This window comes from Pseudovibrio sp. Ad37, from assembly GCF_001623075.1.
Lineage (GTDB): Bacteria > Pseudomonadota > Alphaproteobacteria > Rhizobiales > Stappiaceae > Pseudovibrio.
Map to the genome: position 1 here is coordinate 18,405 of NZ_LMCF01000026.1, position 25,227 is coordinate 43,631.

Annotated in this window: 22 protein-coding genes; 10 read left to right on the plus strand and 12 right to left on the minus strand. The window is 52.9% G+C overall.

The genetic code is table 11. The annotated features are described in order from the left end of the window. Positions 1 to 8 precede the first annotated feature (8 nt). On the minus strand, positions 9 to 815 hold the full coding sequence (locus PsAD37_RS07645) for a hypothetical protein (protein ID WP_063295638.1): 807 nt from the start codon (positions 813 to 815) through the stop codon (positions 9 to 11). A 198-nt stretch (positions 816 to 1,013) separates the two neighbouring features. Here PsAD37_RS07645 and PsAD37_RS07650 point away from each other — a divergent pair, with 198 nt between their 5' ends. Further along, the gene (locus tag PsAD37_RS07650) at positions 1,014 to 1,319 is read left to right on the plus strand and encodes a hypothetical protein (RefSeq protein WP_063295639.1); all 306 of its coding nucleotides are present in this window, start codon (positions 1,014 to 1,016) and stop codon (positions 1,317 to 1,319) included. Positions 1,320 to 1,337: 18 nt separating this feature from the next. On the opposite strand, the gene PsAD37_RS07655 is transcribed toward PsAD37_RS07650, so the two are convergent. From PsAD37_RS07655 to PsAD37_RS07675, 5 genes are all read right to left on the minus strand, one after another. Further along, positions 1,338 to 3,551: a 3-hydroxyacyl-CoA dehydrogenase NAD-binding domain-containing protein gene (locus tag PsAD37_RS07655; RefSeq protein WP_063295640.1), complete on the minus strand. Its 2,214-nt coding sequence runs from the start codon at positions 3,549 to 3,551 to the stop codon at positions 1,338 to 1,340. Positions 3,552 to 3,565: 14 nt separating this feature from the next. Continuing rightward, complete coding sequence (locus PsAD37_RS07660; protein WP_063292170.1) at positions 3,566 to 4,774, minus strand: acetyl-CoA C-acetyltransferase; 1,209 nt, start codon at positions 4,772 to 4,774, stop codon at positions 3,566 to 3,568. A 21-nt stretch (positions 4,775 to 4,795) separates the two neighbouring features. Then, positions 4,796 to 5,434, minus strand: a complete 639-nt coding sequence (locus PsAD37_RS07665) for a glutathione S-transferase family protein (protein ID WP_057464945.1) — start codon at positions 5,432 to 5,434, stop codon at positions 4,796 to 4,798. A 100-nt stretch (positions 5,435 to 5,534) separates the two neighbouring features. Beyond that, positions 5,535 to 7,331 (minus strand): acyl-CoA dehydrogenase C-terminal domain-containing protein, encoded by a 1,797-nt coding sequence (locus PsAD37_RS07670; protein ID WP_063295641.1) that lies wholly within the window; start codon positions 7,329 to 7,331, stop codon positions 5,535 to 5,537. Between the two features lie 245 nt (positions 7,332 to 7,576). After that, on the minus strand, positions 7,577 to 8,257 hold the full coding sequence (locus tag PsAD37_RS07675) for a helix-turn-helix transcriptional regulator (protein ID WP_063295642.1): 681 nt from the start codon (positions 8,255 to 8,257) through the stop codon (positions 7,577 to 7,579). A gap of 135 nt (positions 8,258 to 8,392) precedes the next feature. On the opposite strand from PsAD37_RS07675, the gene PsAD37_RS07680 reads away from it, so the two are divergent. Next, a complete protein-coding gene (locus tag PsAD37_RS07680; protein WP_063295643.1) occupies positions 8,393 to 8,713 on the plus strand; it encodes an NIPSNAP family protein in 321 nt (106 codons plus the stop codon). A gap of 29 nt (positions 8,714 to 8,742) precedes the next feature. Next, positions 8,743 to 9,051: an antibiotic biosynthesis monooxygenase gene (locus PsAD37_RS07685; protein WP_063287327.1), complete on the plus strand. Its 309-nt coding sequence runs from the start codon at positions 8,743 to 8,745 to the stop codon at positions 9,049 to 9,051. 139 nt (positions 9,052 to 9,190) lie between these two features. Here the strand turns inward: PsAD37_RS07685 and PsAD37_RS07690 are convergent, their stop codons facing one another. Beyond that, positions 9,191 to 9,637, minus strand: coding sequence for a MerR family DNA-binding transcriptional regulator (locus tag PsAD37_RS07690; RefSeq protein ID WP_063295644.1), 447 nt, complete (start codon positions 9,635 to 9,637; stop codon positions 9,191 to 9,193). A 477-nt stretch (positions 9,638 to 10,114) separates the two neighbouring features. On the opposite strand from PsAD37_RS07690, the gene PsAD37_RS07695 reads away from it, so the two are divergent. The 3 genes from PsAD37_RS07695 (at position 10,115) to PsAD37_RS07705 (ending at position 16,567) form a co-directional block, all read left to right on the plus strand. Next, positions 10,115 to 14,698, plus strand: coding sequence for a peptidoglycan-binding protein (locus PsAD37_RS07695; protein WP_063295645.1), 4,584 nt, complete (start codon positions 10,115 to 10,117; stop codon positions 14,696 to 14,698). 157 nt (positions 14,699 to 14,855) lie between these two features. Further along, on the plus strand, positions 14,856 to 15,785 hold the full coding sequence (locus PsAD37_RS07700) for a sulfite exporter TauE/SafE family protein (protein WP_063295740.1): 930 nt from the start codon (positions 14,856 to 14,858) through the stop codon (positions 15,783 to 15,785). Continuing rightward, positions 15,782 to 16,567, plus strand: coding sequence for a TIGR02186 family protein (locus PsAD37_RS07705; protein WP_063295646.1), 786 nt, complete (start codon positions 15,782 to 15,784; stop codon positions 16,565 to 16,567). Before PsAD37_RS07700 ends, PsAD37_RS07705 begins: the two co-directional genes overlap by 4 nt. Before the next feature lie 61 nt (positions 16,568 to 16,628). On the opposite strand, the gene pdeM is transcribed toward PsAD37_RS07705, so the two are convergent. Both pdeM and PsAD37_RS07715 read right to left on the minus strand, forming a co-directional pair. Next, complete coding sequence (gene pdeM / locus PsAD37_RS07710) at positions 16,629 to 17,336, minus strand: ligase-associated DNA damage response endonuclease PdeM (protein ID WP_208991767.1); 708 nt, start codon at positions 17,334 to 17,336, stop codon at positions 16,629 to 16,631. A gap of 32 nt (positions 17,337 to 17,368) precedes the next feature. Next, positions 17,369 to 19,897, minus strand: a complete 2,529-nt coding sequence (locus tag PsAD37_RS07715) for a ligase-associated DNA damage response DEXH box helicase (protein ID WP_063295647.1) — start codon at positions 19,895 to 19,897, stop codon at positions 17,369 to 17,371. Between the two features lie 350 nt (positions 19,898 to 20,247). On the opposite strand from PsAD37_RS07715, the gene PsAD37_RS07720 reads away from it, so the two are divergent. The 3 genes from PsAD37_RS07720 (at position 20,248) to PsAD37_RS07730 (ending at position 22,232) form a co-directional block, all read left to right on the plus strand. Continuing rightward, positions 20,248 to 20,640, plus strand: coding sequence for a DUF4440 domain-containing protein (locus PsAD37_RS07720; protein ID WP_057464953.1), 393 nt, complete (start codon positions 20,248 to 20,250; stop codon positions 20,638 to 20,640). A gap of 300 nt (positions 20,641 to 20,940) precedes the next feature. Further along, the gene (locus PsAD37_RS07725) at positions 20,941 to 21,564 is read left to right on the plus strand and encodes a 2-hydroxychromene-2-carboxylate isomerase (RefSeq protein WP_063295648.1); all 624 of its coding nucleotides are present in this window, start codon (positions 20,941 to 20,943) and stop codon (positions 21,562 to 21,564) included. 143 nt (positions 21,565 to 21,707) lie between these two features. Continuing rightward, positions 21,708 to 22,232, plus strand: coding sequence for a hypothetical protein (locus PsAD37_RS07730; RefSeq protein WP_063295649.1), 525 nt, complete (start codon positions 21,708 to 21,710; stop codon positions 22,230 to 22,232). Positions 22,233 to 22,294: 62 nt separating this feature from the next. Here the strand turns inward: PsAD37_RS07730 and PsAD37_RS07735 are convergent, their stop codons facing one another. Both PsAD37_RS07735 and PsAD37_RS07740 read right to left on the minus strand, forming a co-directional pair. Then, a complete protein-coding gene (locus tag PsAD37_RS07735) occupies positions 22,295 to 23,164 on the minus strand; it encodes a thioesterase family protein (RefSeq protein WP_057464956.1) in 870 nt (289 codons plus the stop codon). 69 nt (positions 23,165 to 23,233) lie between these two features. Then, positions 23,234 to 24,286: an alpha/beta hydrolase gene (locus tag PsAD37_RS07740; protein ID WP_084407686.1), complete on the minus strand. Its 1,053-nt coding sequence runs from the start codon at positions 24,284 to 24,286 to the stop codon at positions 23,234 to 23,236. Between the two features lie 117 nt (positions 24,287 to 24,403). Between PsAD37_RS07740 and PsAD37_RS07745 the strand changes: the two genes are divergently transcribed. Then, positions 24,404 to 24,808, plus strand: a complete 405-nt coding sequence (locus tag PsAD37_RS07745) for a secondary thiamine-phosphate synthase enzyme YjbQ (RefSeq protein WP_206600061.1) — start codon at positions 24,404 to 24,406, stop codon at positions 24,806 to 24,808. A gap of 13 nt (positions 24,809 to 24,821) precedes the next feature. Here PsAD37_RS07745 and PsAD37_RS07750 read toward each other — a convergent pair whose 3' ends face one another. After that, complete coding sequence (locus PsAD37_RS07750) at positions 24,822 to 25,184, minus strand: hypothetical protein (protein WP_063295652.1); 363 nt, start codon at positions 25,182 to 25,184, stop codon at positions 24,822 to 24,824. Positions 25,185 to 25,227 lie beyond the last annotated feature (43 nt).

A 25,227-nucleotide genomic window follows, 5' to 3' on the forward strand; every position in this document is an offset into this window, starting at 1 on the left:
ACTGGTCTTTACGCCCCAAGGACTTCTAAGGGCTTCTTGGCGACGGTAATGAACTCCCAGGCATTGTTGGGATCAGCACCCGCTTGCCGGAGCAGTCCGTCAATTTTATCTCTGAACTCATAGCGCTGAGTGTCCGAGAGTGTTCCGTTTTCTTCCAACGCATCCTGTAGCTGAGATTTAACCTCCAGAAACTGGAGTTCAATTTCATAATCGCCGGATTCCACATTGAACCAGCCTTTAGCTGCCTGATAGTAGGTTTCTGGATTTTCTTTTGTCAGCTGAAAAAGCTCTTCCGGGCCAGCCTCCTGGAGATTGCTGCTATCGCCCGGTCCAAACCACAGGCTCAGCACCTTGCCGTCTTCCGCTCCCAGCGCCACATGCGTGTCCGCAAAAAAGAACACCACATCACCCGCTTCAAAGGAGGTTGCTGGCTCGCTGTTGTCATACCCGACAACCTCATCCAGAATTTCATTGTAGCCAATGTCGTAGTTGAGGTTGTCTTCCAGCTCGCGAATGACCCGGTTGCTCTCTGGTGTATCCGCATAGGCCTTAAGCCCCATCAGCAGAACAGCTTCCTTGCAGTTCATGCAGCTGTGCGCAGTGGGCTGTAGCAAAGCAGCTTGATTGGTCAGGTGGTCGCGAAAGTGGGAGTTGTCTTCAAGCGGCGTCGCCCCTGATTGCCAGTTGAGGCTTCCTTTCCAGGACTGCCCAACCTCGACAGCTTTATTAGCGCTTTGCACGTTTTGTGCACCAGCTGCTGATTGCAACGGATGTGTGGACTGAACATTAGTGAGGCTCTGGGTATTGATAGGCATCGCGAGATCTTTGCTACATTATTATCATCAACCTCTGGTATAGGATTTGACAGGCTTCGCGAGTGTCCTTCAACACATTGCAAGGTCGACGTGTAATCAAGAGGCAGAGACAAAATCATCATAGGGGGATATGATGAAACACGACGAGGCCTAGCAGACGCTCTGAGAGCAGCCCTGCTTTCGAAAGGCGATAGCCACATGCCCTATTCTCTTTATTTATTTCTTCTCGCTGTTTCTGCCTTTTACTTCTTCTACAGTGTTGTCTGCAGCCTTGCGCAATGGACGCAGTTGTCAAAAAAGAAAAGCGGTAGAGAAAATCTACACGTCATCAAAAGGGTCTTACATTTTTGGTGCGTCGGGGTGATTTCTGGGCTTGCAGTCTTCGGAACTATACATATCAAAGAAGAAGCTGATAAAATTGATTTTAGCAACCTGCTAGAGAAAAACGCCGGCGAGATTTCTCCCACCGGCGCTTCAATCTCAAACCAGAGGGCTGAGCAATAAAGCTCAGCCTGGCCTGTCTTACTCAGCAGCTTCTGCCACAGCTTCTGCAGGGGAGAACTTACCGTAGTAGGTTTCGCCAGCGTCGGCCATTGCGCGCAGCTGTTTGTTTGGTGCGAAGCGGTCGCCCCATTTGGCTGCCAGCTTGTCACAGCGCTCTACGAACTCTTTGGTGCCAATGCCGTCGATGTAGGACAGCGTGCCACCGGAGAATGGTGCAAAGCCGAAGCCGAGGATGGAGCCGACATCTGCTTCACGAACGTCTGTCAGGCAGTTCTCTTCAAACACGCGTGCGGTTTCAAGAGCCTGAATGCCGAGCAGACGGTCCTTCAGTTCTTCAACGTCAAACTCATCGGCAGACTTGGAAGGGCCTGTGATGTCAGTAATGCCAGGCCACAGAGCCTTGTCCTTGCCTTTGTAGTCGTAAAAGCCCTTGGTGTTCTTACGGCCAAAACGCTCATTCTTAACAACCATTGCATCCAAAATGGTGTCAAAACCACTGTTAGGATACGCATCGCCAAGGTCTTTCTTGGTCGCTTCTTTAATCTTCCAGGCAAGGTCCAGAGCAACTTCATCACCCAGAGACAGCGGACCAACAGGCATGCCTGCCATTTTGCCAGCGTTCTCGATCATCGCTGCCGGAACACCATCGGAAAGCATCATGATGCCTTCACGAACGTAAGTGCCAACCACGCGGGAGGTGTAAAAACCTCGGCTGTCATTCACAACAATTGGGGTCTTCTTGATGGCCTTCACATAGTCCAGAGCAACAGCAGTTGCCTTGTCCTCGGTCTTCTCACCCAAAATGATCTCAACAAGCATCATCTTGTCCACTGGGGAGAAGAAGTGAATGCCGATGAAGTCAGCTGGACGCGATGACGCTTCTGCCAGTGAGGTGATCGGAAGAGTAGACGTGTTAGACGCATAAACTGCGGAAGCTGGCATTGCTGCTTCTGCTTTCTCGGTCACAACGCGCTTCACTTCACGGTCTTCGAACACAGCTTCGATTACCAGATCCACATCGCTCAGGGCGTTGTAGTCAGTCGTCGCAGTGATCAGGCTCAGCAGCTTCTCTTTTTTCTCAAGAGTAGACTTGCTGCGCTTGATGGCTTTGTCCAAAAGGCCCTCAGAGTAAGCTTTGCCTTTGTCAGCAGCTTCCTGAGACTGGTCGATCAGAACAACCTCAAGGCCAGCTTTCGCTGTCACATAAGCAATACCTGCACCCATCATGCCAGCACCAAGCACACCAACCTTCTTCAGGCTTGTCTCAGGCACACCAGCAGGGCGGCGAGCCCCTTTGTTCAGCTCCTGCATGGAACCAAACAGGGAGCGAACCATAGCGGCAGCTTCCTTGCTCTGCAGAACATGGGCAAAGTAGCGGCTCTCAATGGTCAGGCCAGTGTCCATTGGTACCATCAGGCCTTCAACAACAGAGTGCAGCATGTAGCGTGCGCCCGGATAGTTGTCATAGGTGTTCTGACGGTAAATCGCGTTCGCAGCAGGCCAGAACTGCATACCGGATGGGGAGTAAACCTTACCGGTCGGGATTTTGAAGCCCTTCTTGTCCCAAGGCGCAACTGGGTCAACACCTTCGCTCAGCATCTTCTTGGCAGCAGAAACCAGCTCTGCTTCAGGTGCAACAGCGTCAATCAGCTTCAGGCGCATGGCCTTTTTCGCATCAAGGTTCTGACCCATCAGCAAGAACTGCAGACCGCCCTGAAGGTCGCCAACCAGGCGCATAACACGCTGAGTGCCACCAGCACCTGGGAACAGGCCAACCTTCACTTCAGGAAGAGCCATCTTCAGGCTTTCCTCAGCGCCGATACGCTTGTGACAGGCCAGAGCCAGCTCAGTGCCACCACCCATGGAAACGCCGTTGATCGCAGCCACATATGGCTTGCCGGAGGTTTCCATTTTACGGAACACGAGAGAAAGCTTGCGAGTGCCTTCAAACAGTTCTTTCGCAGCGCCTTCCGGGTCAACGCTCTGACGCTTTTTAAAGCCGGCAAGAGCCTTGCCGATCATGGAAAGGTCAGCACCAGCGGAAAACGCTTTCTTGCCAGACGCAACCACAACACCTTTGATGGCGTCATCAGCGGTGATGTCGTCGATGATTTTGTCCAGCTCGTTAATGACGGACTCGTCAAACACGTTCATCGGCTTTTCAGGCGAGTCCCATTTCAGAACTGCAAAGCCGTCCGCATCGGTTTCAAGGGTAAAGTGTGTGTAAGTCATGTTCGTCTCTCCCCTTAAACGCGCTCAATGATGGTTGCTGTGCCCATGCCAGCACCAATACACAGCGTAACAAGAGCAGTGTTTTTGTCCTGGCGCTCCAGCTCATCAAGAACTGTACCAAGGATCATTGCGCCGGTTGCACCAAGTGGGTGACCCATTGCAATTGCACCACCGTTTACGTTCATGTTGGCGTGGTCAATCTCAAACGCCTGCATGTAGCGCAGAACAACAGCAGCAAAGGCTTCGTTCAGCTCAAACAGGTCGATGTCGCCAATTTCCATGCCAGCGTTTTTCAAAAGCTTCTCGGTCACATCAACCGGGCCTGTCAGCATCAAAGCCGGATCAGAACCGATGTTTGCAAACGCTTTGATGCGTGCGCGTGCTTTCAGGCCATAAGCCTCGCCAGCTTCTTTCGTACCCATCAACACAGCCGCAGCACCATCCACGATACCGGAGGAGTTACCAGCATGGTGCATGTGGTTGATCTTTTCGATCTCAGGATGTGCCTGAATACCAACAGCGTTAAAGCCACCCATACTGCCCATCATCTCAAAGGATGGGTTCAAACCTGCAAGGGACTGCATGTTTGTTTCAGGGCGCATGTGCTCATCACGGTCCAAAATGGTCAGGCCATTGATGTCGCGCACAGGAACAACTGAGTTCTTGAAGCGGCCTTCATCCCATGCCTGTTTCGCACGGCGCTGGCTTTCTACAGAATATGCATCCACGTCATCACGGGAGAAACCGTATTTGGTGGAGATCAGGTCAGCCGAAACACCCTGAGGCATGAAGTAAGCAGGAATAGCCACCTGCGGGTCTGCAGGCCAAGGACCACCAGAAGCGCCAAGACCAACACGGCTCATCGCTTCAACACCACCGGAAATAACCAGTTGGTTTTGACCGGCCATGATCTGCGAGGCACCCATATTCACCGCATCCAGACCAGACGCACAAAAGCGGTTGATCTGCATACCAGGGACTGAGCGGTCATAATCTGCTGCGAAGACAGCAGCGCGTGCAATGTCAGAGCCTGCGTCACCCACTGGGTCAACACAGCCAAGCACAACATCGTCTACAAGCTTGGTATCAAGCTCATTACGGTCTCTGATGGCTTCAAGAGCGTTCGCTGCAAGGCGCGCTGTCGAAACTTCATGCAAGGAGCCGTCTTTCTTGCCGCGCCCGCGTGGGGTGCGCACATGATCGAATATAAGGGCGTCTGCCATATTGTCCTCCGCAAAAATTGGTCAGGCTGGTGTAGGCAAGGGGTGGCCGGGCATCAGGTCATAAGGGGCTACCCAATGGGGCAGGGCCTTAATCCGCTCAAGCCATGCATTCACATTTGAATAAGGGCCGAAGTCCACACCAATCTCTTCTGGCCAAAACAAGTATCCGCACACCGAAAGGTCTGCGATTGTCGGGCGATTTCCAACAAGGAAGTCACTGTTCGCAAGGCGCTGGTCCAGCACCTTCAACGTGGCGATGGTCCGGCCTTCAAAAAAGCGGGTCACATCGGTTTCACCGGTCTTCACCATGGCTCGCATATAGCGCAGGGTCGCCACATAGCTGGTCAGCTTGTGGTTGTCCCAGAAAAGCCAGCGCAGGATTTCCCGGCGTTCTTCCTCGCTCTCCCAGCCAAATGTGCCAAGCTGCTGGGAAAGGTATTCCAATATCACGGCAGACTGGGTCAGCCGTGTTTCCCCGTGGATCAGCACGGGAATCTCCCCCATCTCGTTCTGCTCACTGCGGAACTCAGGATCGCGGGTCGCACCATTGAAAAAATCAACCCAAGTCGGGGTCCATGATGCCTGGGAAAGCTCCAGCATCAGCGCAACCTTGTAGGCATTGCCGCTTTGCGCAAAACACTGAAGTTCATATTCCGCCATATCGCACTCCTAAAATCTGTCAGCTTAATATATCAGATTGAGAATAGGGCAGGACAAGAGCCCTGGATAGGTCCCGGGCTCTTGAGTTACGGTAATGTGATTAGAACGCTTCTGCGTCCAGGCTCATCATTGTGTCCGCACCAGTGGAGATGCGAGCCAGATGAGCAGAAGATTCCGGCATGATACGCTCCATGAAGAAGGTACCAAGGGTCAATTTGGTGTTCAGCCAGTCTTCCTTGCCGTTTGCGCCTTCAGCAATTTTACCTTTTGCTGCAATCGCAATCTTGGTCCACATGTAACCAAGGGCAACAAGGCCAAACAGGTGCATGTAGTCGTTGGATCCGGCACCCGCATTGTCTGGGTTCTTCATTGCGTTCTGCATAAACCACATGGTCGCGGCCTGAAGGTCCTTCAAAGACTGCTTCAGCGCTGTGGTGTAAACGCTCAGCTCTTCGTCGCCTTCATGCTCTTTTACAAGTGCGCCAACTTCTTTGAACCATGCCTGAATAGCGCGGCCACCATTTGCTGGCAGCTTACGGCCAACAAGATCAAGCGCCTGAATGCCGTTGGCACCTTCATAGATCATGGCGATACGAGCGTCGCGAACGAACTGCTCCATACCCCATTCCTGAATGTAACCATGACCACCGTAAAGCTGCTGAGCCATCACAGCGTTGTCAAAGCCCTTATCGGTGATAACGCCTTTGATCACTGGGGTCAGAAGACCCATGATGTCGTCAGAAGACTGTCTTTCAGCTTCATCCTCGGAAAGATGAGAGACATCGCCATGCAGGCCAGTCCACATGTAAAGAGCACGCGCTGCCTCATTAAAGGAGCGGATGGTCATCAACACGCGGCGCACATCCGGGTGCACGATGATTGGGTCAGCTGGCTTTTCCGGGTTCTTAGGTCCGGTCAGGGAGCGACCCTGCAAGCGATCCTTCGCGTAGATAACTGCGTTCTGGTAAGCCACTTCGGACTGGGACAGCCCCTGAATACCAACGCCAAGACGCGCTTCGTTCATCATCACGAACATGGCGCGTAGGCCTTTGTTTTCCTCACCAACGAGGAAACCAATCGCATCGTCATAGTTCATGACACAGGTTGCATTGCCGTGGATGCCCATCTTCTCTTCAATGGAACCACAGGAAACGCCGTTCATTTCACCCGGATTGCCGTCTGCATCGAGCTTCTTCTTCGGCACAACAAACAGGGAAATACCCTTGGTGCCGGCAGGAGCGCCTTCGATACGAGCCAGAACGAGGTGAATGATGTTCTCGGAAAGATCGTTGTCACCTGCAGAGATGAAGATCTTTGTGCCGGAAATCTTGTAGGAGCCATCCGCTTGCGGAACAGCCTTGGTGCGCAGCATGCCCAGATCCGTACCACAATGCGGCTCGGTCAGGTTCATGGTGCCAGTCCACTCACCCGTTGCCATCTTAGGCAGGTAAGTGTCCTTGATCTCATCACTTGCATGCGTATGCAGAGCAGCCATCGCGCCAGCTGTCAGGCCCGGATACATGGCAAACGCCATGTTGGCCGAACAGATGTACTCATTCACAATGCCGGAGAAGATGGACGGAAGGCCCTGACCACCATACTGCTCAGGAACGGACAGACCACCCCAACCAGCTTCAACATAGGCGTTGTAGGCTTCTTTAAAGCCTGGAGGCGTTGTCACAGAGCCATCATCATGGCGGATACAACCAGCTTTATCGCCAGAATGGTTCAGCGGCTGCACGATCTCCTCAGAGAACTTTGCGCCTTCTTTCAAGATGGCTTCAACCAGATCCGGTGTCGCCTCGGAGAACCCGGGCAAGTTGGAATGTTTTTCGTAACCCAAAACATCTTTGAGCAAAAAGAGAGTGTCTTCGACGGGAGCACTATAACTCGGCATAGCAATTTTTCCTTCCGACCAACCCTAGAGGCATGGCTTTAACGTTTGCGTAAACGTCAACTTGTGACGGAATATAGAGCGCCCTCGCGCCTGCGGCAAGTTATACCCAAGTGTAATTTCTTAGGGGTAGGTACGTATCCGCGGAATCCTGCGGGTTTGCACCTGATAACTTCCCTGTGAAATCTTAGTGGACCCTGCCTCTAGCACTATGAAAGTGACGGGTAAGCTTTGTCTGCCCCTCAATTTTAAAGGGAAAATATGGCGTGAAAGCGAGAATCGCCGCTTTTGGAAAACTCGATTATGCGGCTCCCGTCCACACGCTTGGCCCAGCCTTGCTCCAAAAAGAAGGAGAGCAGGGAGGTGCCCACAATTCCTGCCAAGTGCGACCGCCGTGCACTCCAGTCCAGACAGGATTTGCACAAGGGCCGCCGCTTGGTCTCCTTGTCCGGTAACACCACGCCCAGTTCACTCAGGAAGGATCGGCCGTCTCCGGTCAGATGAAGCTGCTCGCCATCTTCCACCAGAAACGCTCTCGCCAGCAGACTGTCATAGGCCTGCACCCCATACTCTCCAGCCAGATGGTTGTAGCAGACACGGGCTTTGCGCAGGGCAGGCTCCTTCGGCCCGGTCCGCACACGCGTCATGCCAGAGCGCATGGCAATTCCGCTCATGGCCTCCAGCAAAGCCGCAACATCAGCATCCGCAAGGTTGTAATACTTGTGCCGCCCCTGTTTGCGCAGGGTGACCAATCCGGCCTCCGCCAACCGACCCAGATGAAAACTGGAGGTCTGTGGCGTGACACCAGCCTCCTGAGCCAGCTCACTGGCCGTCAACGCCACGCCGGTCATAAGAGCCTGCAACATGTTTGCCCGTGCCGGATCTCCAATGAGCGCGGCAATCCCGGCAATATTCGGACCTTCTTTCATGTGGGGCTCCATTCTTGAATTCTGCCCGATGACTATAGCACACACGCAAAATTGATAGTTCGATCACGATCGAAACAATAGCGCAGACCAGCTTGCTACACCGGGGGCATTGATGAACTGAACCGGAGATTTGTGATGCTCACCTGTGTCATCCGCTACCAGATAGACCCGACGAAAAAGGCAGAATTCCAACAATACGCGCGCAATTGGGGGCAGGCGATCCCGCGTTGTGGGGCAGACTTGATTGGCTACTATGCCCCTCATGAAGGCTCCACCACATTGGCCTATGGCATCTACAATGTGCAAAGCTTGGCTCACTATGAAGAATACAGAGCCGCTCTTGCAAATGACCCGCTCGGGCGCGAAAACTATGAGTTCGCTATGAGAGAAAAGTTCATCCTGAAAGAAGACCGAACGTTTCTCACTCTTGCATCCACGCCGCATGCAAAGCCGTAATCGCCAAATAAGCCGTGAAAGTTCCCAGCATGATTGCCGTTATTTTTGAAGTTGAACCCTTCGCAGACCACAAAGCCAGTTATCTGGATGTGGCCGCCTCAATTAAGCCTGAACTGGAGAAAATCCCGGGGTTTATCTCTGTTGAGCGATTTCAGAGTCTCACCAATCCTGAGAAAATTTTGTCACTGTCATTTTTTGAGGACGAAGAAGCCGTGAAGCGCTGGCGCACTCAGGAAAAGCATCAGGAGGCGCAGCAACTGGGAAAAAATGAATATTTCCAGAAGTATCGCATCCGTGTGGCAAGCGTTTTGCGAGATTATGGCTTGGATAACAATTAAATTAAGAAAGTTCGGGAGATGTGCCGGTATTTTATAGGTGAAAAATATTGAACGTATTCTTCATGAATAAATTCAGGCACCTATAAGTGGCTATAAATCAAAAAGGTGGGGTAAAAGCCCCACCTGACCGGACTGGAAATCAGCCTCTTTTTTCGCGCAGCATACCTTCAACAATCGTGACGGTTCTCTGCAGGTCTTCAATCGCTTCATCAATGTTGGCGCGCTGACCTTCAAGCACTTTAATCTGCTCCTGAAAGCGGCTCAGTGCCACCTCAAGCTGGGTGACTTGACCGTCACGCAGATCATAAAGATCCAGCATACTGCGGATTTCAGTGAGAGAAAAACCAACACGTTTTCCCATCAAGACCAGCTTCAAACGCGCACGATCCCGACGGTTGTAAATGCGATTAAGCCCGTCACGCTTAGGATTCAGGAGGCCCTTGTCCTCGTAAAATCGAAGAGTGCGGAGGGTAACATCAAATTCTTTTGCCAGGTCGCCAATGGTAAACTGTGTCTTCTTTCCCTTACCCAGCTCATTGGCAACAGCATCAACAATCATCTCATTGATATGTAGGGCTTCGCTCATCTGCTTGACCTGTTCTTCTTTGCTCTCACGACACTGCCTCTAATGTACGACATCCGTACTTAAGTACATGCTAAATGATGCACCGCGCAATTTCCATCAAGTTTATACATTGGCAAGAACACGTAGGTCCAGCGTGCGCGGCTTGATAACCCTTAATTCGAGTAAATCGGGACACGAATTATTTTCATGAGTTTGTTCCGTACTCCCTGAAATAGCAGGGTATCTGCATGATAACCGCCGTAATTCACATTCCTTAAGGGCTCTTCACGCAGAATTCGAGCTATTAACCCGCTATTTACCCTAACGAGTAAAAAACTAGTCCTACGAGTTTTAAGATCGGTGCAAAACCGCAAAGTGATTCGTTTCTTGACCCACTCACAGACCACGTAAAGTGGTTGACGTTTATTTTTATAATGTGATTTGGGCAGGGAAAGACGACATGGCGCGGTCCGGACAGTTTTATGAGGCCCTTCAGGCATGTCTTGGAATAAACCAGAATTTGGAAAATCCGCGTCAGACAAGTCCTTTGGTGAAGGGCTGGATGCAGACCACGTAAAGTGGTTGGAGGAAAGTGGAATGGCGCAACATAATCCTGCAGCAGCAAGGCATGCGGCCCATTCTCCTTATTCTGATGAATTCGGTACAGAGGCACAGCAGCCCTACGGAGAACCTCATCCCACCTCTCAGGAAGCGGCGATGAATGAAGTTGCGCAGGCACTAAACCGCCTGATGCAGTCTGAAGGCCGTACACCGCGCGCCCATACAGAACCACAGCCGCGCGCACGCGATCGACATATGCATGCGCCGCATGCGCATAATCCTCATGTTTGCGACCCTCAAATTCGTGATCCCCAAAATCGTGATCCATGGCACCGCTCTGACCTGAGATCCGGTCTCGACCAGTCAACAAGCCCACATGCCTATGAGGATCAGTATGATCCGTCTGCCGCCGAGCACTTATATGCGCGCGCAGGTATTTCGCGTGATCCGCTCATGCATCCGAGCCCGCCAGTTATACGCAGACAGGAACAAGCTCCTTTACCACAGGCTCCTGAAACCTATGCGCCGCAGCGCCGTGCCCAGCAATATGCTAAGCCTGCACCAATGCAGCCGCATGCGCACCAGCCATCCGCTCATCCTGCTGCCCCTATGCAGCCGGAAAAGCAGGAATGGGCTGCACCAGTGGCCAGACAGGACGAAGATCCAAATGCGGAAAACTCCAAAGTCAAGCGTATCAGTTCTGTGCTGGATGCCTTGAACGCCCTGGATGAACGCTTGAACTCCCTTGCTCATAACGAAAATGAAAAAGGGAAGGGTGTTCCGCCAAAAGCTGAAAATGCTGCGCCTATGCAGGAGCCAGAGCCTGCACCTATGGAGCAGAACTGGGCACCTGCCGCACAAGATTATGCTCATCCTCCTGTCACTCAGATGGAGCCTCGCTTCAACGCAGGTGCAATGCCACACGGTGTAGAAGCACGGCAAAGCCAGAGACCAGCAGCACCGCAGCCAGCACAAACTGCGGAGTATTCTGAGCTCAACACAATGATTGATGGCCACTTCAAGCAGCTGGCCAGTAAACTGGATACATTGCGTGAGCCAGATGAAGCACGCTTTGAGCAACTGCACGATGGCATGCAGACACAGCTCAACAGCCTGCGTGACGAAATGATGGATCGTACCTCTGACAATCGCTCGCAGCTCTCCGAGATTATTGGGCGCCTGCGCGATGAAGAGGGCAACGGCCTGCTGCTCAAAGAACTGCGCCACGAACTGGAGCAGATGAAGTCTGCGCTGTCCCGCTCTGACATTGAGGATAGCCTCAATGCTCTGGGCATGGCGCATTCATCCATCCAGTCTCGCTTGCAGGAACTGGCAGAAAAGAATGTTGATCCGGCGATTTACGAGAGCCTGTCTGAGCGGATGGCCGAGGTGGAAAACCAAATCCGCCAGCTGCCTCGTGTTGATCAGCTCAACCCGCTGGAAAACCGTCTGTCCTCCATGGGCGACCGTCTGGAAGATGTTTTGCTTCGCTCCGGTACCGCTGGCCTGGAAGTTGTCCGCGATGAAGTTGCTCAGCTGAGACAAGTTATTGATCGTCTGGATTCAGGCCGCATGATCCATGATGTGGATCAGCGCATCCGGTTCCTGACAGCCCGTATGGATGAACTGGACCACTTCTCCGCAATTCAACGTGATATCCAGTCTCGCCTCAGCAGCGTTGAAACACGCATGCCAGATGGCGAAGTGATTGACCGTCTGCATGGCCGTTTGGACTCCATCTCCAACATTCTGGCTGAAGGCCCGGAAAAAGCAGGCAACAACGATCAACTGAACCGTTTGGAAGATCGCCTTTCTGATATCGGCCAAAAGCTGGACCGCATGGAGAAAAGTCCGGAAGCCTCAACTGGCTTCGATCAGGCTTTCTCGTCCATCGAAGGTCGCCTCGACCATCTCTGCAACAAAGTGGATGGCATCGAAGTCCGTCTGGCGGAAACCTCCTTCGAGGTTGTTTTGAACGAGAACGAAAGTGCGGCTCTTGCCCGTCTTGAACAGCGTGTGATGACGCTGACCCAGATGGTTGAAGACAGTGCCCATGCTGGTTCCTCCGACAAAGCAATGTCCATGATCCGCGCCGAGATCGCAGAACTACGCGGCCACATCGGTGCATTGGCAACTTCCGGCGACATTGAATCCCAACTGCAGGAGTTGGCTGCAACCATCTCCAGCCCGTCTGGTCTGTCCTCTGATGTTGAGATCGATCATCTGGAACAGCAGATTGCGGACCTCTCTCAAAAGCTGGATATGTCTCAGACCCAGTTTGGCGCGATCGGCAATCTGGAAAACAGCTTCGGCACCATCGAGCAAGAGATCAAAGGCCTTCACACTGACATGGTGGATAAGGCGCAGCAGATCGCACAGGATGCAGTAAAGGCTGCAACAGACAGTCTGGCTCTGGGCAATGGCGCTGAGCAGGGTGAGGCTGTTGAAGCCGCCATTTCCGCGCTGCGTCTCGACCTGCAGTCACTGCTGGAAGCATCCGGCCAGAAAGACGATGTAGACCAGCATGCTCTGCAAGATGTGCGCGATGTGCTGGGCACCATTTCCCATCGTCTGGAAAATCTGGAAAGTATCCGCAACGCCATTGGCAACACAGAGATTTCCGACGAACACCAGAAACTGGTTGGCGACACGCAAATCAGCAGCATTCTGGGCGCCTTCAATATGGGGCGCAAAGGAAACTCAGCGGAACAGGCTGCTGCCGCAGCGGAACCGGAAGGTCCGCGTAACCGTAAAGCAGACTTCATAGCAGCGGCTCGCCGTGCTGCAAAAGCAGCTGCCAAAGAAGTGAAGACAGCCAAGCAGGAAGAAGAAAAGCCAGCATCCGGCACGAGCAAAGCACCAGAACGGGCACGCCGTCTGCGTGACTACATCAGCCCGAACCGGACCAAACATGTTGAGGTTCCTGAAAACCTGCGCGCCAAAAAGGCAGCTGCAACGGCTGAGGTTCTCAGCAAACTTCAGGTAGCCGAAGAGCCTATTTCCTTAAGCTCAGAAGATATAGTAAGCGAGACAGAGACTGCGGTGAAAGAGCCGATCAATCTGTCTGCTGCACCTGTTGAGCTGGGCAAAGTTGAAACAGAAACAAAAGGCAAGAAGAAGGAAAGCAAATCCAACCGCCGCCGTGCAATCATGCTGGCAGCAGCGGCTCTTCTTCTGACCATCGGCGCGTTGCGGGCGTTCGACACAGGTCTGTTCTCCAGTTCAGACGGCGTTGACACTGCAGGATCTGACACAATGCCAAGCATCATGGCGCCAGATGCACCAATGCCAGGCAAAGACAACTCCTCCCTGCTGAGCGGTGGTGTAGACGCAATTGCAGTGCCTGATGTTATCAGCCGCGTATCCTCCATGCCTTCTGGGGCAGAGTTACCATCACCCGTCAGTTCCACAAGCATCTGGCAGTCTGGCTCCGCCACCGCACCGTCCGAACCAACCAAAGAGTTGATCTTTGGTCAGGCAACCGACATTGGCGGGGGAAATAGCAAAGCACAGCCAGCTCAAAAAGTTGCTTCCAATGTGGCCGCTGATCCAATCACAACGGCCAGCGTTCCTACCACACAGGCAACAGCCTCTGGCTTTGGCGAGCAGGTGACACCATTCATTCCGCAGCAGCCAGTTCAGCAAGTTGCGCCAAAACAGTCAGCTTACGATCTGCCGTATGCAATCGGTCCGATTGATCTGCGAACAGCCGCCGCGACTGGCGAAGCCGCCGCCCAGTTCGAAGTGGCCCGTCGCTACACCGAAGGCAATCTGGTTCCGGCCAATCTGGGTGCAGCAGCGGACTGGTACCGCAAAGCTGCAGCCCAAGGTCTGGCGCCAGCGCAATACCGCCTCGGCAGCTTCTATGAAAAAGGCCGCGGTGTTGAGAAAGATCTGGCACAGGCACGGGACTGGTATTCTCTGGCAGCTGCGCAAGGCAACATCAAAGCCATGCACAATCTCGCTGTTCTCTTCGTAGAGGGCATCGATGGCAAACCGGACTACACCTCCGCCGTCAAATGGTTCCGCATCGCCGCTGACCATGGCGTCGCAGATAGCAAGTTCAACCTTGCAATCCTGGCAGCGCGTGGCCTTGGCATGAAGCAGGATCTGGTGGAAAGCTACAAGTGGTTCGCCCTAGCAGCCCTGCAAGGCGACGATGACGCCGCCGGAAAACGCGACGAAGTTGCCGCCAGCCTGACAAAACGCCAGCACGGACAGGCTCTGGAAGCAGTCGCGACCTATCAGATGAAGCCGGTCGACCCTGCTGCCAACAAAGTCATGATCGACACCAAGTGGTCCGGCAAGCCGAAAACCACAGTTTCACAAGCCGGTTCTCCATCTGTGAAAAAAATACAGCAAGCCTTGCTCGATATGGGGTATGATCCAGGCAACCCAGATGGTGTAATGGGACCTAATACACGGCGCGCAATCAAGAGTTTGCAAGCGCGCCTGGGAATGGAAGCAACGGGTGAACCTGATCGGCGTCTGATGACGGCGCTGGCCTCTCAGACCATATAATTTCACGTTACTAGGGGATTTCTGGTTAGATTTGCACTTGCTGCTCCGCGTAGATTGACAGGGCGTCTGGAATGGCGCTTAACACTCTACAATGTTGTTGGATAAAAGGTGACACGGGGCGCACTGTCAGGTCACCTGAGTGACCCGCGGTGCCATTTTGCAGATCTATCTACCCATTGCAGAACTACCGATTAATGTCTTTATGATCTTCGCCATGGGCGGAACCGTCGGGTTCCTCTCAGGGCTTTTCGGCATTGGCGGCGGCTTCCTGCTCACGCCATTGCTCATTTTCTCCGGAATTCCGCCAGCCGTCTCTGTTGCAACCGTCACCACACAGATCGTTGCCTCTTCGGCTTCCGGCGTTCTGTCGTACTGGCGCAAAGCGGGCATTGACTTCAAACTCGCCGGAGTTCTGCTGTGTTCGGGTATCATTGGCTCGGCAATCGGCGTCTGGATCTTCGGCATTCTGCGCAGCCTCGGGCAGTTGGATCTGGTGATCTCACTGGCTTATGTCACCTTCCTCGGCACCATCGGCGTGCTGATGCTGGGTGAATCCATGAAGGCCATCATGCGCCGCAAAAGCGGGAAAGCACCTGCTGGCCGCAAACCCGGACAACACAACTGGGTACATGGCCTGCCGTTCAAGGTCCGTTTCCGCCGGTCTAAACTCTATGTGAGTGTCATCCCGATCTTCGGTATCGGCAGCTCCATCGGTTTCCTCGGCTCTGTCCTCGGCATCGGCGGCGGCTTCATGATGGTGCCAGCACTCATCTACCTGCTGCGCGTACCGGCCAATATCGTCATTGGTACCTCGCTGCTGCAAATCCTCGGCACAATGGCCGTGGCAACCTTTCTGCATGCCATCAACACCCAGTCCGTTGATATCGTGCTCGCCCTGACGCTCATGATCGGCGGTGTGATTGGCGCTCAGTTCGGCGCTCAGGTGGGGCAGGGCATGCGCGGTGAGCACCTGCGCCTCGGCCTCGGCCTGCTGGTGCTGCTTGTCGGCCTGCGCTTCGCGTTCAACCTCATTGTGGAACCGGACGACCTCTACTCCGTCAGCGTGATCGAGGAGCCTGTCAAATGAGACAAGCGATCCACTCACTCACAATGCTGCTGACGGTCCTCTTGCTGGCACTTATCTCTGGTGCACCAGTTTTGGCTGAAAAGCTCGTGTCTGCCATCTCATCCTCTCACGTGGCCATCACCTCCAACTTTACCGGAACGCAGATCCTCGTTTACGGAGAGATCGCCAGAGACGCAGAAACCGTTTCCAGAACCGGCAATCAGGATGTGGTCGTGGTTGTGGAAGGTCCGCTGGAGCGCGTCACTACATGGCGCAAGGACCGTATCGTCGGCCTCTGGATCAACGCCACCTCGCAAACCTACATTGCAGTCCCAAGCTTCTACGCCGTCCACGCAACCGATGACCTGCGCAACATCGCATCAGAAGACTGGCTCAAGCAGTACCGCATCGGCTTGGAACACCTGCCGCTCGCAGCCTTGGGCACCCGTGCGCCAGCGTTGGAGCGCAATGCGTTCAAGGCAGCGTTCCTGCGCTCCCGTGTCCAGCACGGCCTTTATTCTCAGATGTCCAAGTCCATCAACTTCCTGAGCCCAACCCTGTTCTCCACCACGGTGGACCTGCCAGCCACCATCCCGACGGGCGACTACAAGGTTACGACCTTCCTCTTTAGTGGAGGCGTGCTGCTGGACCAGCAGGAGCAAGTGCTGACCGTGGCGAAAACAGGCTTCGAGCAGGTGACGTTCAACCTGTCACGGCAACATCCGGCAGTCTACGGCACACTGGCCATCATTCTGGCCCTGTTCACCGGTTGGCTCGCAGGCGTGATCTTCAAGAAAGATTAGGAAGTAAAGTTCTGACGTACAGATAAAAGAAAAGGCCCTCAACTCAGAAGGGCCTTTTTTGCTATTCGCTTAAGAGCTTAGAGGCTGTGAATGGGAACAATCGCCCGTTGCCCAGCATGAACACTGAGAACCGCTTCTCGGTAAACACATCAGAAAAAGCTCTGTCCATCACATTCAGGCCACCTGTCAGCGCACCAAAGGCTGGCAACACAAGGCGGTTGCCGTTGGTTGCAAAGCAGGCTCTGCGAATGGTACGGCCCATGCGGCGCACTTTGGCGGCTGGGTGCAAGTGCCCGCAAATCTCGCCGCGCTCGGCCTCTTCATTCGGCTCATGCCGGAAACTGAGGGATTTGATGGAGAGCTCTTGATAGCGCTCACCGCAAATGTGCCGGGCAATCTCAGGGTCGTGGTTGCCGGTGATCCAGATCCACTCCCGTCCCAGCTGCATGGTTGCCAGCATGGCGAGATAGGCCGCAGGCATGCGCTCGGAGCTTTCGCAGTCATGGAAGCTGTCACCAAGGCAAATCACGCGGCGCGGATCGAACAGATCGATCAGGGCGGAGAGCTTTTCCAGTGTGGCAGCTGTATCATAAGGAGGCAGCATCAGGCCCTTGCTCTTGGCAATGCTGGCTGCTTTTTCCAGATGGAGATCGGAAACCACAAGGGTCCGCTCTTCTGGCCACCACAGGGCTCCACTGTCGTGAAGGCCAACAAGTTCTCTTGCGAGAGACAAGTCGTGGCATACAGGAATAGGTTGACGATAACTCAGTTCTACTCGTGGCTGCAACTGACTGTTAAGTCTCACAATTGGGCCTCCAGTAATAAATCATCTGCTGCGTCCGCCAGCAGTTCTTCTGTCGCACTTCCAAAGATAGGCTCTTTCCCAATTTCAAGAAGAACCGGGATAGCCAAAGGAGAAACGCGACTTAAAGCACTATGCGTGATTCTTTTGTCGATACGAGAAAGAAAGTGACCTAAACGAGAGATATCCAGAAGTCCTGTAGCGGCATCCGTCCAGGTTGCTTGTAAAATCAGGTGATCGGGCTCGTGTTCGTGCAGTACGTTATAAATAAGATCCGTATTTATAGTTATCTGCCGCCCGGTTTTCTCTTTGCCAGGGTGCCGTCGTTCTACGAGACCTGAGATCATAGCGCAATTTCTAAAGGTTCGTTTCATCAAACTACTTTCAGCAAGCCACGCTTCAAGGTCATCACCAAGCATATCTTCTTCAAATAGGTCATCCAGCGTCAAACGCCCGCTTTTTATGGCAGCGCCCAAATCTGTCAGCCCCCACAGGGCCAGTGAATACTCAGTTGCCACAAACCCCAGAGGATGCAGGCCAGCGCGCTCAAGACGGCGTGTCAGTAGCATTCCCAGCGTTTGGTGAGCCAATCTGCCTTCAAACGGGTAGCACACAAGGTAGTGCTTATCGTTTCGCGGAAAGGTCTCTACCAGAAGACGTTCATAATCTGGTAACTGTGATTTCTCTTTTTGTAATTCCAACCATTCACGAACCTGACCTGGCAAAGAAGACCAACTGTTAGGATCAGAAGCAAAGTTGCGTACGCCTTCAGCAAGATAGGTGCTGAGCGGAAACTTGCCGCCCTGATAACTCGGGATCTTCGGGTCTTGCGAAGCACTGCGGGACACATAGGCCTCGCTCTCCTTAAGGCCTTCAAACTTCAACACCTGACCGGCAAACACAAAAGTATCGCCTACAGCAAGCTGCTCAATAAACCACTCTTCAATCTCTCCCAGCATCTTGCCGCCAAACCCAAGAGGCCGTTTGCTGTTGGCCCCCCGTGGTTTCACCTGCCGTACTTTGAGCGTTGCTGCATCTAAAATCGTGCCGGAGTTGAGGCGATATTGCTGGGCAAACTGCGGGTGGGATACCCGAAACAAACCCTCTTTGGTTGGGCGCAACTTGGCGTATCTGTCATAGGCTTTCAGGGCATAGCCACCAGTTGCCACAAACTCTACAGCCTTCACAAACAGATCATAATCCAGATGCCTGTAGGATTGACTGCTGATCACCTCTTCGTAAAGCTGCTCGGGTTCAAACGGCGCAGCACAGGCAACGCACATAATGTGCTGGGCCAAAACATCCAGTCCTCCTTCGCGAAGAGGAGGGGTGTCTTGCTCACCTGCTTCAGAGGCTTCCAGGGCTGCCTGACATTCCAACACCTCAAACCGGTTGGAGGGTACTAAAATGGCCTTGGAGGCTTCATTCATGCGGTGATTGGCGCGCCCGATGCGCTGTGCCAGTCGGCTTGCTCCTTTAGGAGCGCCCACATTGATCACCAGATCGATATCACCCCAGTCAATGCCCAGATCCAGCGAGGAGGTGCAAACCACGGCTTTAAGCTGGCCCGCGGCCATATGCGCTTCCACTTTGCGGCGCTGGCCTACATCCAGCGAGCCATGGTGAAGCGCAATGGGCAGAGTGTCCTCATTGATACGCCAAAGCTCCTGAAACAGCCGCTCCGCCTGCGAGCGCGTGTTTACAAACACCAGTGTGGTGGTGTGGGCTTTAATTTCCTCATAGATCTCCGGCAGGGCGTAGATGCAGGAATGACCAGACCACGGTAGCCTTTCCCGCGTCTCCAAAATGCTGATATGAGGCTTGGCCCCACCTTTGGCTTGCACAATTTCAGCATGGTGAACTTGTTGCGACAAAGGTTGTTCTACCAGATAGGCACGCAGATCATCAGGGTGCGCAATGGTGGCTGAAAGCCCGATACAGCGCAGGTTAGGCGCCAGCTTGCGCAAGCGGGTCAGAGCCAGAGCGAGCAGATCCCCGCGCTTGGAGGTCACCAACTCGTGCAACTCATCCAAAATGACATAATGCAGATCAGCAAACAGCCGCTCGGCGTTCTTGTCAGAAAGCAGAAGCGAGATCTGTTCCGGCGTGGTCAGCAAAATGTCTGGTGGAAGACGTTTCTGCCGCTGCTTCTTGTGGCTGGGCGTATCTCCGGAACGGGTCTCCAGCTTGATGGAAAGCCCCATCTCCTCAATTGGCACCTCAAGGTTCTGGTGAATATCCGTCGCCAGCGCTTTAAGGGGAGACATGTAAAGCGTGTGCAGACCGCCCGTCCCTGCAGCCTTCGCTTCTCCGGCCTTGCGCTTGTCCGCTTCTCGTTTGTGATGCAGGTCCACCAGTGACGGCAAAAAGCCCGCCAGTGTTTTACCGCCACCAGTCGGAGCGATCAGAAGGGCAGAATTGCCAGCGGTCACCTTGTCAAACAGCTCCAGCTGGTGGGCACGCGGTGCCCAACCACGGCTGCCAAACCAGTTGTTAAAGACTGAGGGAAGGTGAGAGGTGTCTGTCATAAACGACGAAAAGGTCCGATCCTGAAAACAGTTGAGCGCACTTTGCCACCAATGATCACATGTGCCAATCAGAAACGGGGCAAACCAAGAACATTTTAGCAAAGAGGAGAAGGGAGGGGGATAAAGCGATCTCACTCAACCCATTGGTGTCAAACCATGAGATTTATTCTGTGAGGTGGTCGGGATATCGGCACAAAAAGCGGAAAATACCCATGAAATTTGTTTCCTTCTGAAAAAAGGACTGGCAAACTGAGCCCTATCCACGGCATATAAGGGAAAACGGGCTCCAGCAGCCTTACCTTCGTGAAAAATGCTGGCACATCAATAAGCTGGGAAAAGGGGCAGTCACTATGAGTGTTCAGGACGAAACAGAACTAATGCTCTCCGAGTTGTTTGATAGCTATGCAGATGCCTATGAGGATTATGACGCCGGGCTGATTGCAGATTGCTTTGCGTTTCCCTGTGTCATCTGGCAGCTGGAAGAAGGCCATGTCTTCAACGACAAGGCTGAGCTTTGCGAGAACATCGAAGCACTCTTGGAAGTGCATCGCGAGCATTATGTAACCTCTTCCATCTACGAAGTGGTGTCCTCTCACATCTCCGGCTCCACCGCGAGCGTCAGCCTGGACTGGCAGCAGGAAGATGACGAAGGCGAAGCAGTCTTCGATTTCACTTGCCACTACCTGCTTATCAACATTGAAGGCCGGTGGAAGATCGCAAGCATTGTGAACGAGCCTGCCTGATTGAACTCGGCTCAGCAATGAAGAATGAAGCTCCCGACTGCGAAGTTTGGGGGCTTTTTTGTAACCAACGCACAAAAAACGCCTTTAACGCAAACCAACGCACATAAGAACGCAAAGCTGGTTTCTGATGTGTATCCGACTCCAATGTGACCGGTTTTCAGATAAACAGCCGTAAAAACAAAACTCTACAGCTGCTCATACGGTCTGCGCGTTTTTGTGAACGCCAGCACAGGGCTTTCTCATTGAAATCGGTCTGTTTTTGCAACAGGATAGGCTGAGTGTTTACATTGGGGAACAATCATGACTGCACAGATCGATTACTTCTATACGCACCTTTCACCATGGGCGTATCTGGGCCATCAGGAATTTCTGCGCATCGCGGAAAACTATGATGTCACAGTAACCTTTCGGCCAGTCAATCTCGCTGTCTTATTCCCGCTGACAGGCGGCCTGCCTCTGGGCAAACGCCATCCGGCCCGCCAGAAGTATCGTTTTATTGAGCTCCAGCGCTGGGCAGAAAAGCGCGGCGTTTCAATGAACTACAAGCCAGCCTATTTCCCGACGGACATCGCACTGGCAGATTCCATCGCAATTCGTCTGCAGGAGCAGGGCGGTCCGGTTGGCACTTATTCCCAGAAAGTCTTTGAAGCTGTCTGGCAAAAAGACCTCAACGCAGCCGATGAAAATGTCCTGACAGCCATCTTGAATGAGCTCGGTCTGGACGCGGATAACCTCATCGCAGCTGGAAAGTCTGATGAGATGCTGGAAGCTTACACTGTCAACTCCCGCATGGCTGAAACGGCAAATGCGGTCGGTTCACCAACCTATCTGCTCAACTCCGAACCATTTTGGGGACAAGACCGCCTCGATCTTCTGGAAGATGCGTTGAAAAGTGGCCGCAGCCCTTATCAAAGCCTCGAGTAGTCCCCATTTCACGCCTATGTCTGATCAGATGGTCAAGGCGCTCTGATTGCTGCTAAACTGAAAGCCATATCTGCCAGCAGGTATGGCGCTGCAATCTCCAACCGCTTTAAGTCATTGATTTGAAACAGAGATGGGAAGAAATCGTGAAACAGTCTTATCTGGCCAGTGGAATTCTCGCGGTCATCTTTGCGATGAGCGGACAAGGCGCATTTGCTCAAACTGAGCAGGATGTGCCCGTTCGCTTTGAAATGCAGCAGACGGATAAAGGGCTGGTTCGCCTCGATACCCGCACGGGGATAGTCTCACTCTGCGCCACCAAGGCCGAAAAACTCGTCTGCCAGCCTTCCCTTGACGGCATCATGGTCTACGAGGACGAAATCACCCGTCTGGAAGCAGAAAACAACAAGATGCGTCAAGAACTTAGACGCATCTCCGAAGCACTTGCTACCCTGACCGAAGACGCCAGCATCGCCGCCATCAAACCCGAAGCAGGCCTCGACCTCTCCATCGCCAAACAACAGGAAGAAGGCTGGTTCGGCGATGAAGAAGAACAAAAACTGGAAGAAGCACTGGAGTTTACCGAAAACGCCATGCGCCGTTTCTTCTCTGTTGCCGAAGAAATGAAAGACGATTTCCAGAAGGGCGAAAACGAACAGCCAGCGCAGTAACAAGCGGGCATAAAAAAACCGCCTTCAAAGGAAGGCGGTTCTTAACGCGTTGATCGCAAAGCTTACTGTGTTTGTAAGGCCACCAGTGCTGTGCGGAAATCTGCAGTCAGAGGGACAGTCTTACGGCTGTTCAGATCCATGCTGATAGACACCTGATCACACACCGCCGCCAAACGCTTGGTGCGAGATTCAAACAGATGATGGCGGATTGTGAAGGTGTTTTCCTGAACGCTGGTCAGCGTAGAAATCACCAGACCCATATCCCCCAGCTTCAGCGGGCTGATCCAGGAAAGCTTCTGCTCCAGCGCAACCCGGCCATATTCATTCTCATCCAACCACGCCGTGTTCATCGGAGTCCGCTCCCACACATGCGCTGCTGCATCAGAGAAGCAGGCAAGTGCAAATGCGTCTTCAGCTTTCTGTTCAGCATTCAGATTCCGTGGCAGAACTGTTGAGCGGCCAGTAATCTGCGCACCGCTCTTGAGCAAATCATCAATGGTTGGTTTGCCAGAGAACGGGCTTGGAGAGATGCCACGTGGAACCGCTGGCTTGGAGATATTCTCCTCAACATCTTTGAAGCGCGCCCGCAACTGCTTTGCAGAACTAGGATTTGGCGTATAGCCATCAATCGCAGTTGCGCAGATCTCCCCGGTGGAGCCTTCAATCATTTCATGCACAACAGAGAGCATGTGCGGCCCGTCAAAGGCCACATAAGACTTCACGGTAATCAGGGATGCAGCAACCAGCTCTGCATGGTAACGCACGTGTCGAACACGCCGCGCACCAACCAGTGCTTCGCTAAATCCGGTCATCATTCTGAATTGACGGTCAGCTTCTTCAAATTTGGAGAAGTAAAACTGCACGTTCAAATGGTCGTTCTCGTCGCATTCCCATGTATTCACAAACGAGAGAAGTGTTTCTAAGCTTGCCATATCCAACCCTTTGTGCAGCCTCGGTCCATAAGCGCTACTGCGATAACCCACTAATTATTAATAATTAGGTCAGGTCGAACCGAATTTCGTCCGAAAAAAACTATCTATCCTTTGGGTGCTCAGCTTGGCAAGAGCAAGATCAAAACTTTGAAAAACATGACATCCATGGGGATAAACCTCAAGTGAAGTCTCCACTTCAGCAGATTTCAACCTGGACGCGAGAAAACAAGTATCATCCAGTAGTGGATCTTCTGTACCTACACTTAGCAGTGTTGGTGGCAATCCTTCCAGCCGGGCATACAAAGGAGAAACAGCTGGATCTTCCGCGTTTTCCTCTCCAAGCAGAAAATGCCTCCTGAACATCTGAAGGTCACGAGTTGTTGGAAAAAGCACTTCTTTACCCCAGAGGCGGGCAGATGGCGTAAGGCCGATGTCATACCAACCTGATAACAAAACCAACGCCTTAAAGGGGATCATCCCATGCTTGTCACGCAGGCGCAGGGCGGTCGTCAGGGCCAATGTCGCACCCGCACTTTCCCCGGTCAGAGCAAAGGCATCCCAGCCATACTGACTTGCACCTTCATTCAGGATCCAATGACAAGCCGCCTCACAATCATCAGGCCCTTGCGGAAAAGGATGTTCCGGAGCAAGGCGATATTCAACTGAAACTACGTCAAGCCCAGTGTTATTCGCCATACTCTCCAGATAAGGATCCTGAAAGGAAGCTGAGCCGAAAACAAAGCCTCCACCATGAAAATGAATTATCACACCTTTTGATGAGTTTTTATCAGCTTTGAAGAGCCGTAGGGGAATAGAACCATGCTGCCCTTCAATCTCCAGATCCTCAGCCTGCTCTGAATAGGTGGGGATAGGAAATGCACCAAGCCCCTGTAACCGACGTTCACGGGTGACAGTTGGGGGGAAACTCCATGGATCAGGAAGCGCGCGCAGCTGCTCCGTCATTTCCTTGTTAAATTCCTTTGCTTCAGCGACGGCCTCTTGACTTATCGACAGAGGAGCGAAATTCTCGGACATGTAGTTTCTCCGGAAGCGACAATAAGATGTTGCCAATATGTTTGTTATAGAAGTTGTCGCGCAATCTCGCGTCAATGACAACGACACGATCTTAATTAACGAATAATAAGGGGATGGATTTCCAGCATGTCGGGTTGGTCAAAAACGAAGAACAGCTGTGAAGTCTGGACCATTGATAGTGGTCAGACACAGCTTTCTCAGTCCATGGGACGACTAGTGTTCATGACGGAGGGGTTGGGCTTTTATGAAGTTACCAAAGAGATCCGGGAATGGGCTAAGTCGCTCCAATTAAAAGATGGATTGCTCACATTATTCGTTCGCCACACTTCGGCCTCTGTCACCATACAGGAAAATGCTGATCCGACTGTTTTGCAGGACCTGCAAAAGGCCCTGACAAATCTCGCGCCTGAAAATGGTGGGTGGCTCCATTCCTATGAAGGCCCGGACGATATGCCTGCGCACATCAAAACCATGCTCACAGGAGTATCTCTGCAAATACCGGTGGTCGACGGGGAGTTGGATTTGGGGACCTGGCAGGGGATCTATCTGATCGAACATAGAAGAGCGTCGCATCGACGCTCCATGACCCTGCATTATCTTGGTTCCTGACTACTGACAGCATTCAGTCAGAAATACTAGCCACAACACTTACGAACCAGAGCCCCAGAGCGACAACCATCGCCCGCTTGGAATACTCATGATAGGCGGTGCGTAGCGCGTCGCTTTGCATTCTGTTTGGGTCTTGCCCGCTGCTGTCCTGTCCCTTGATCAAGGCCCACGCATCATCGCCGTCATGCTTACCGTTTGGCATAATCCAAGCTTTGTAAACAAGAACAGCACTCAGAGTGATTGCAAGCATAGCGCCTGTACGGAAAGAACTGGCCGGATCAAAACTGAGCGCTGCCATAATAAGGAGCACGCCGAGGCAATAAAATCCGCAGATACGAGCAACACTGGCACGGGCAGCACGTTGTAAAGCGTCCATAGGTTTCTCCTAGGCTTCTATTGGAGATAAACTATAGACGCAG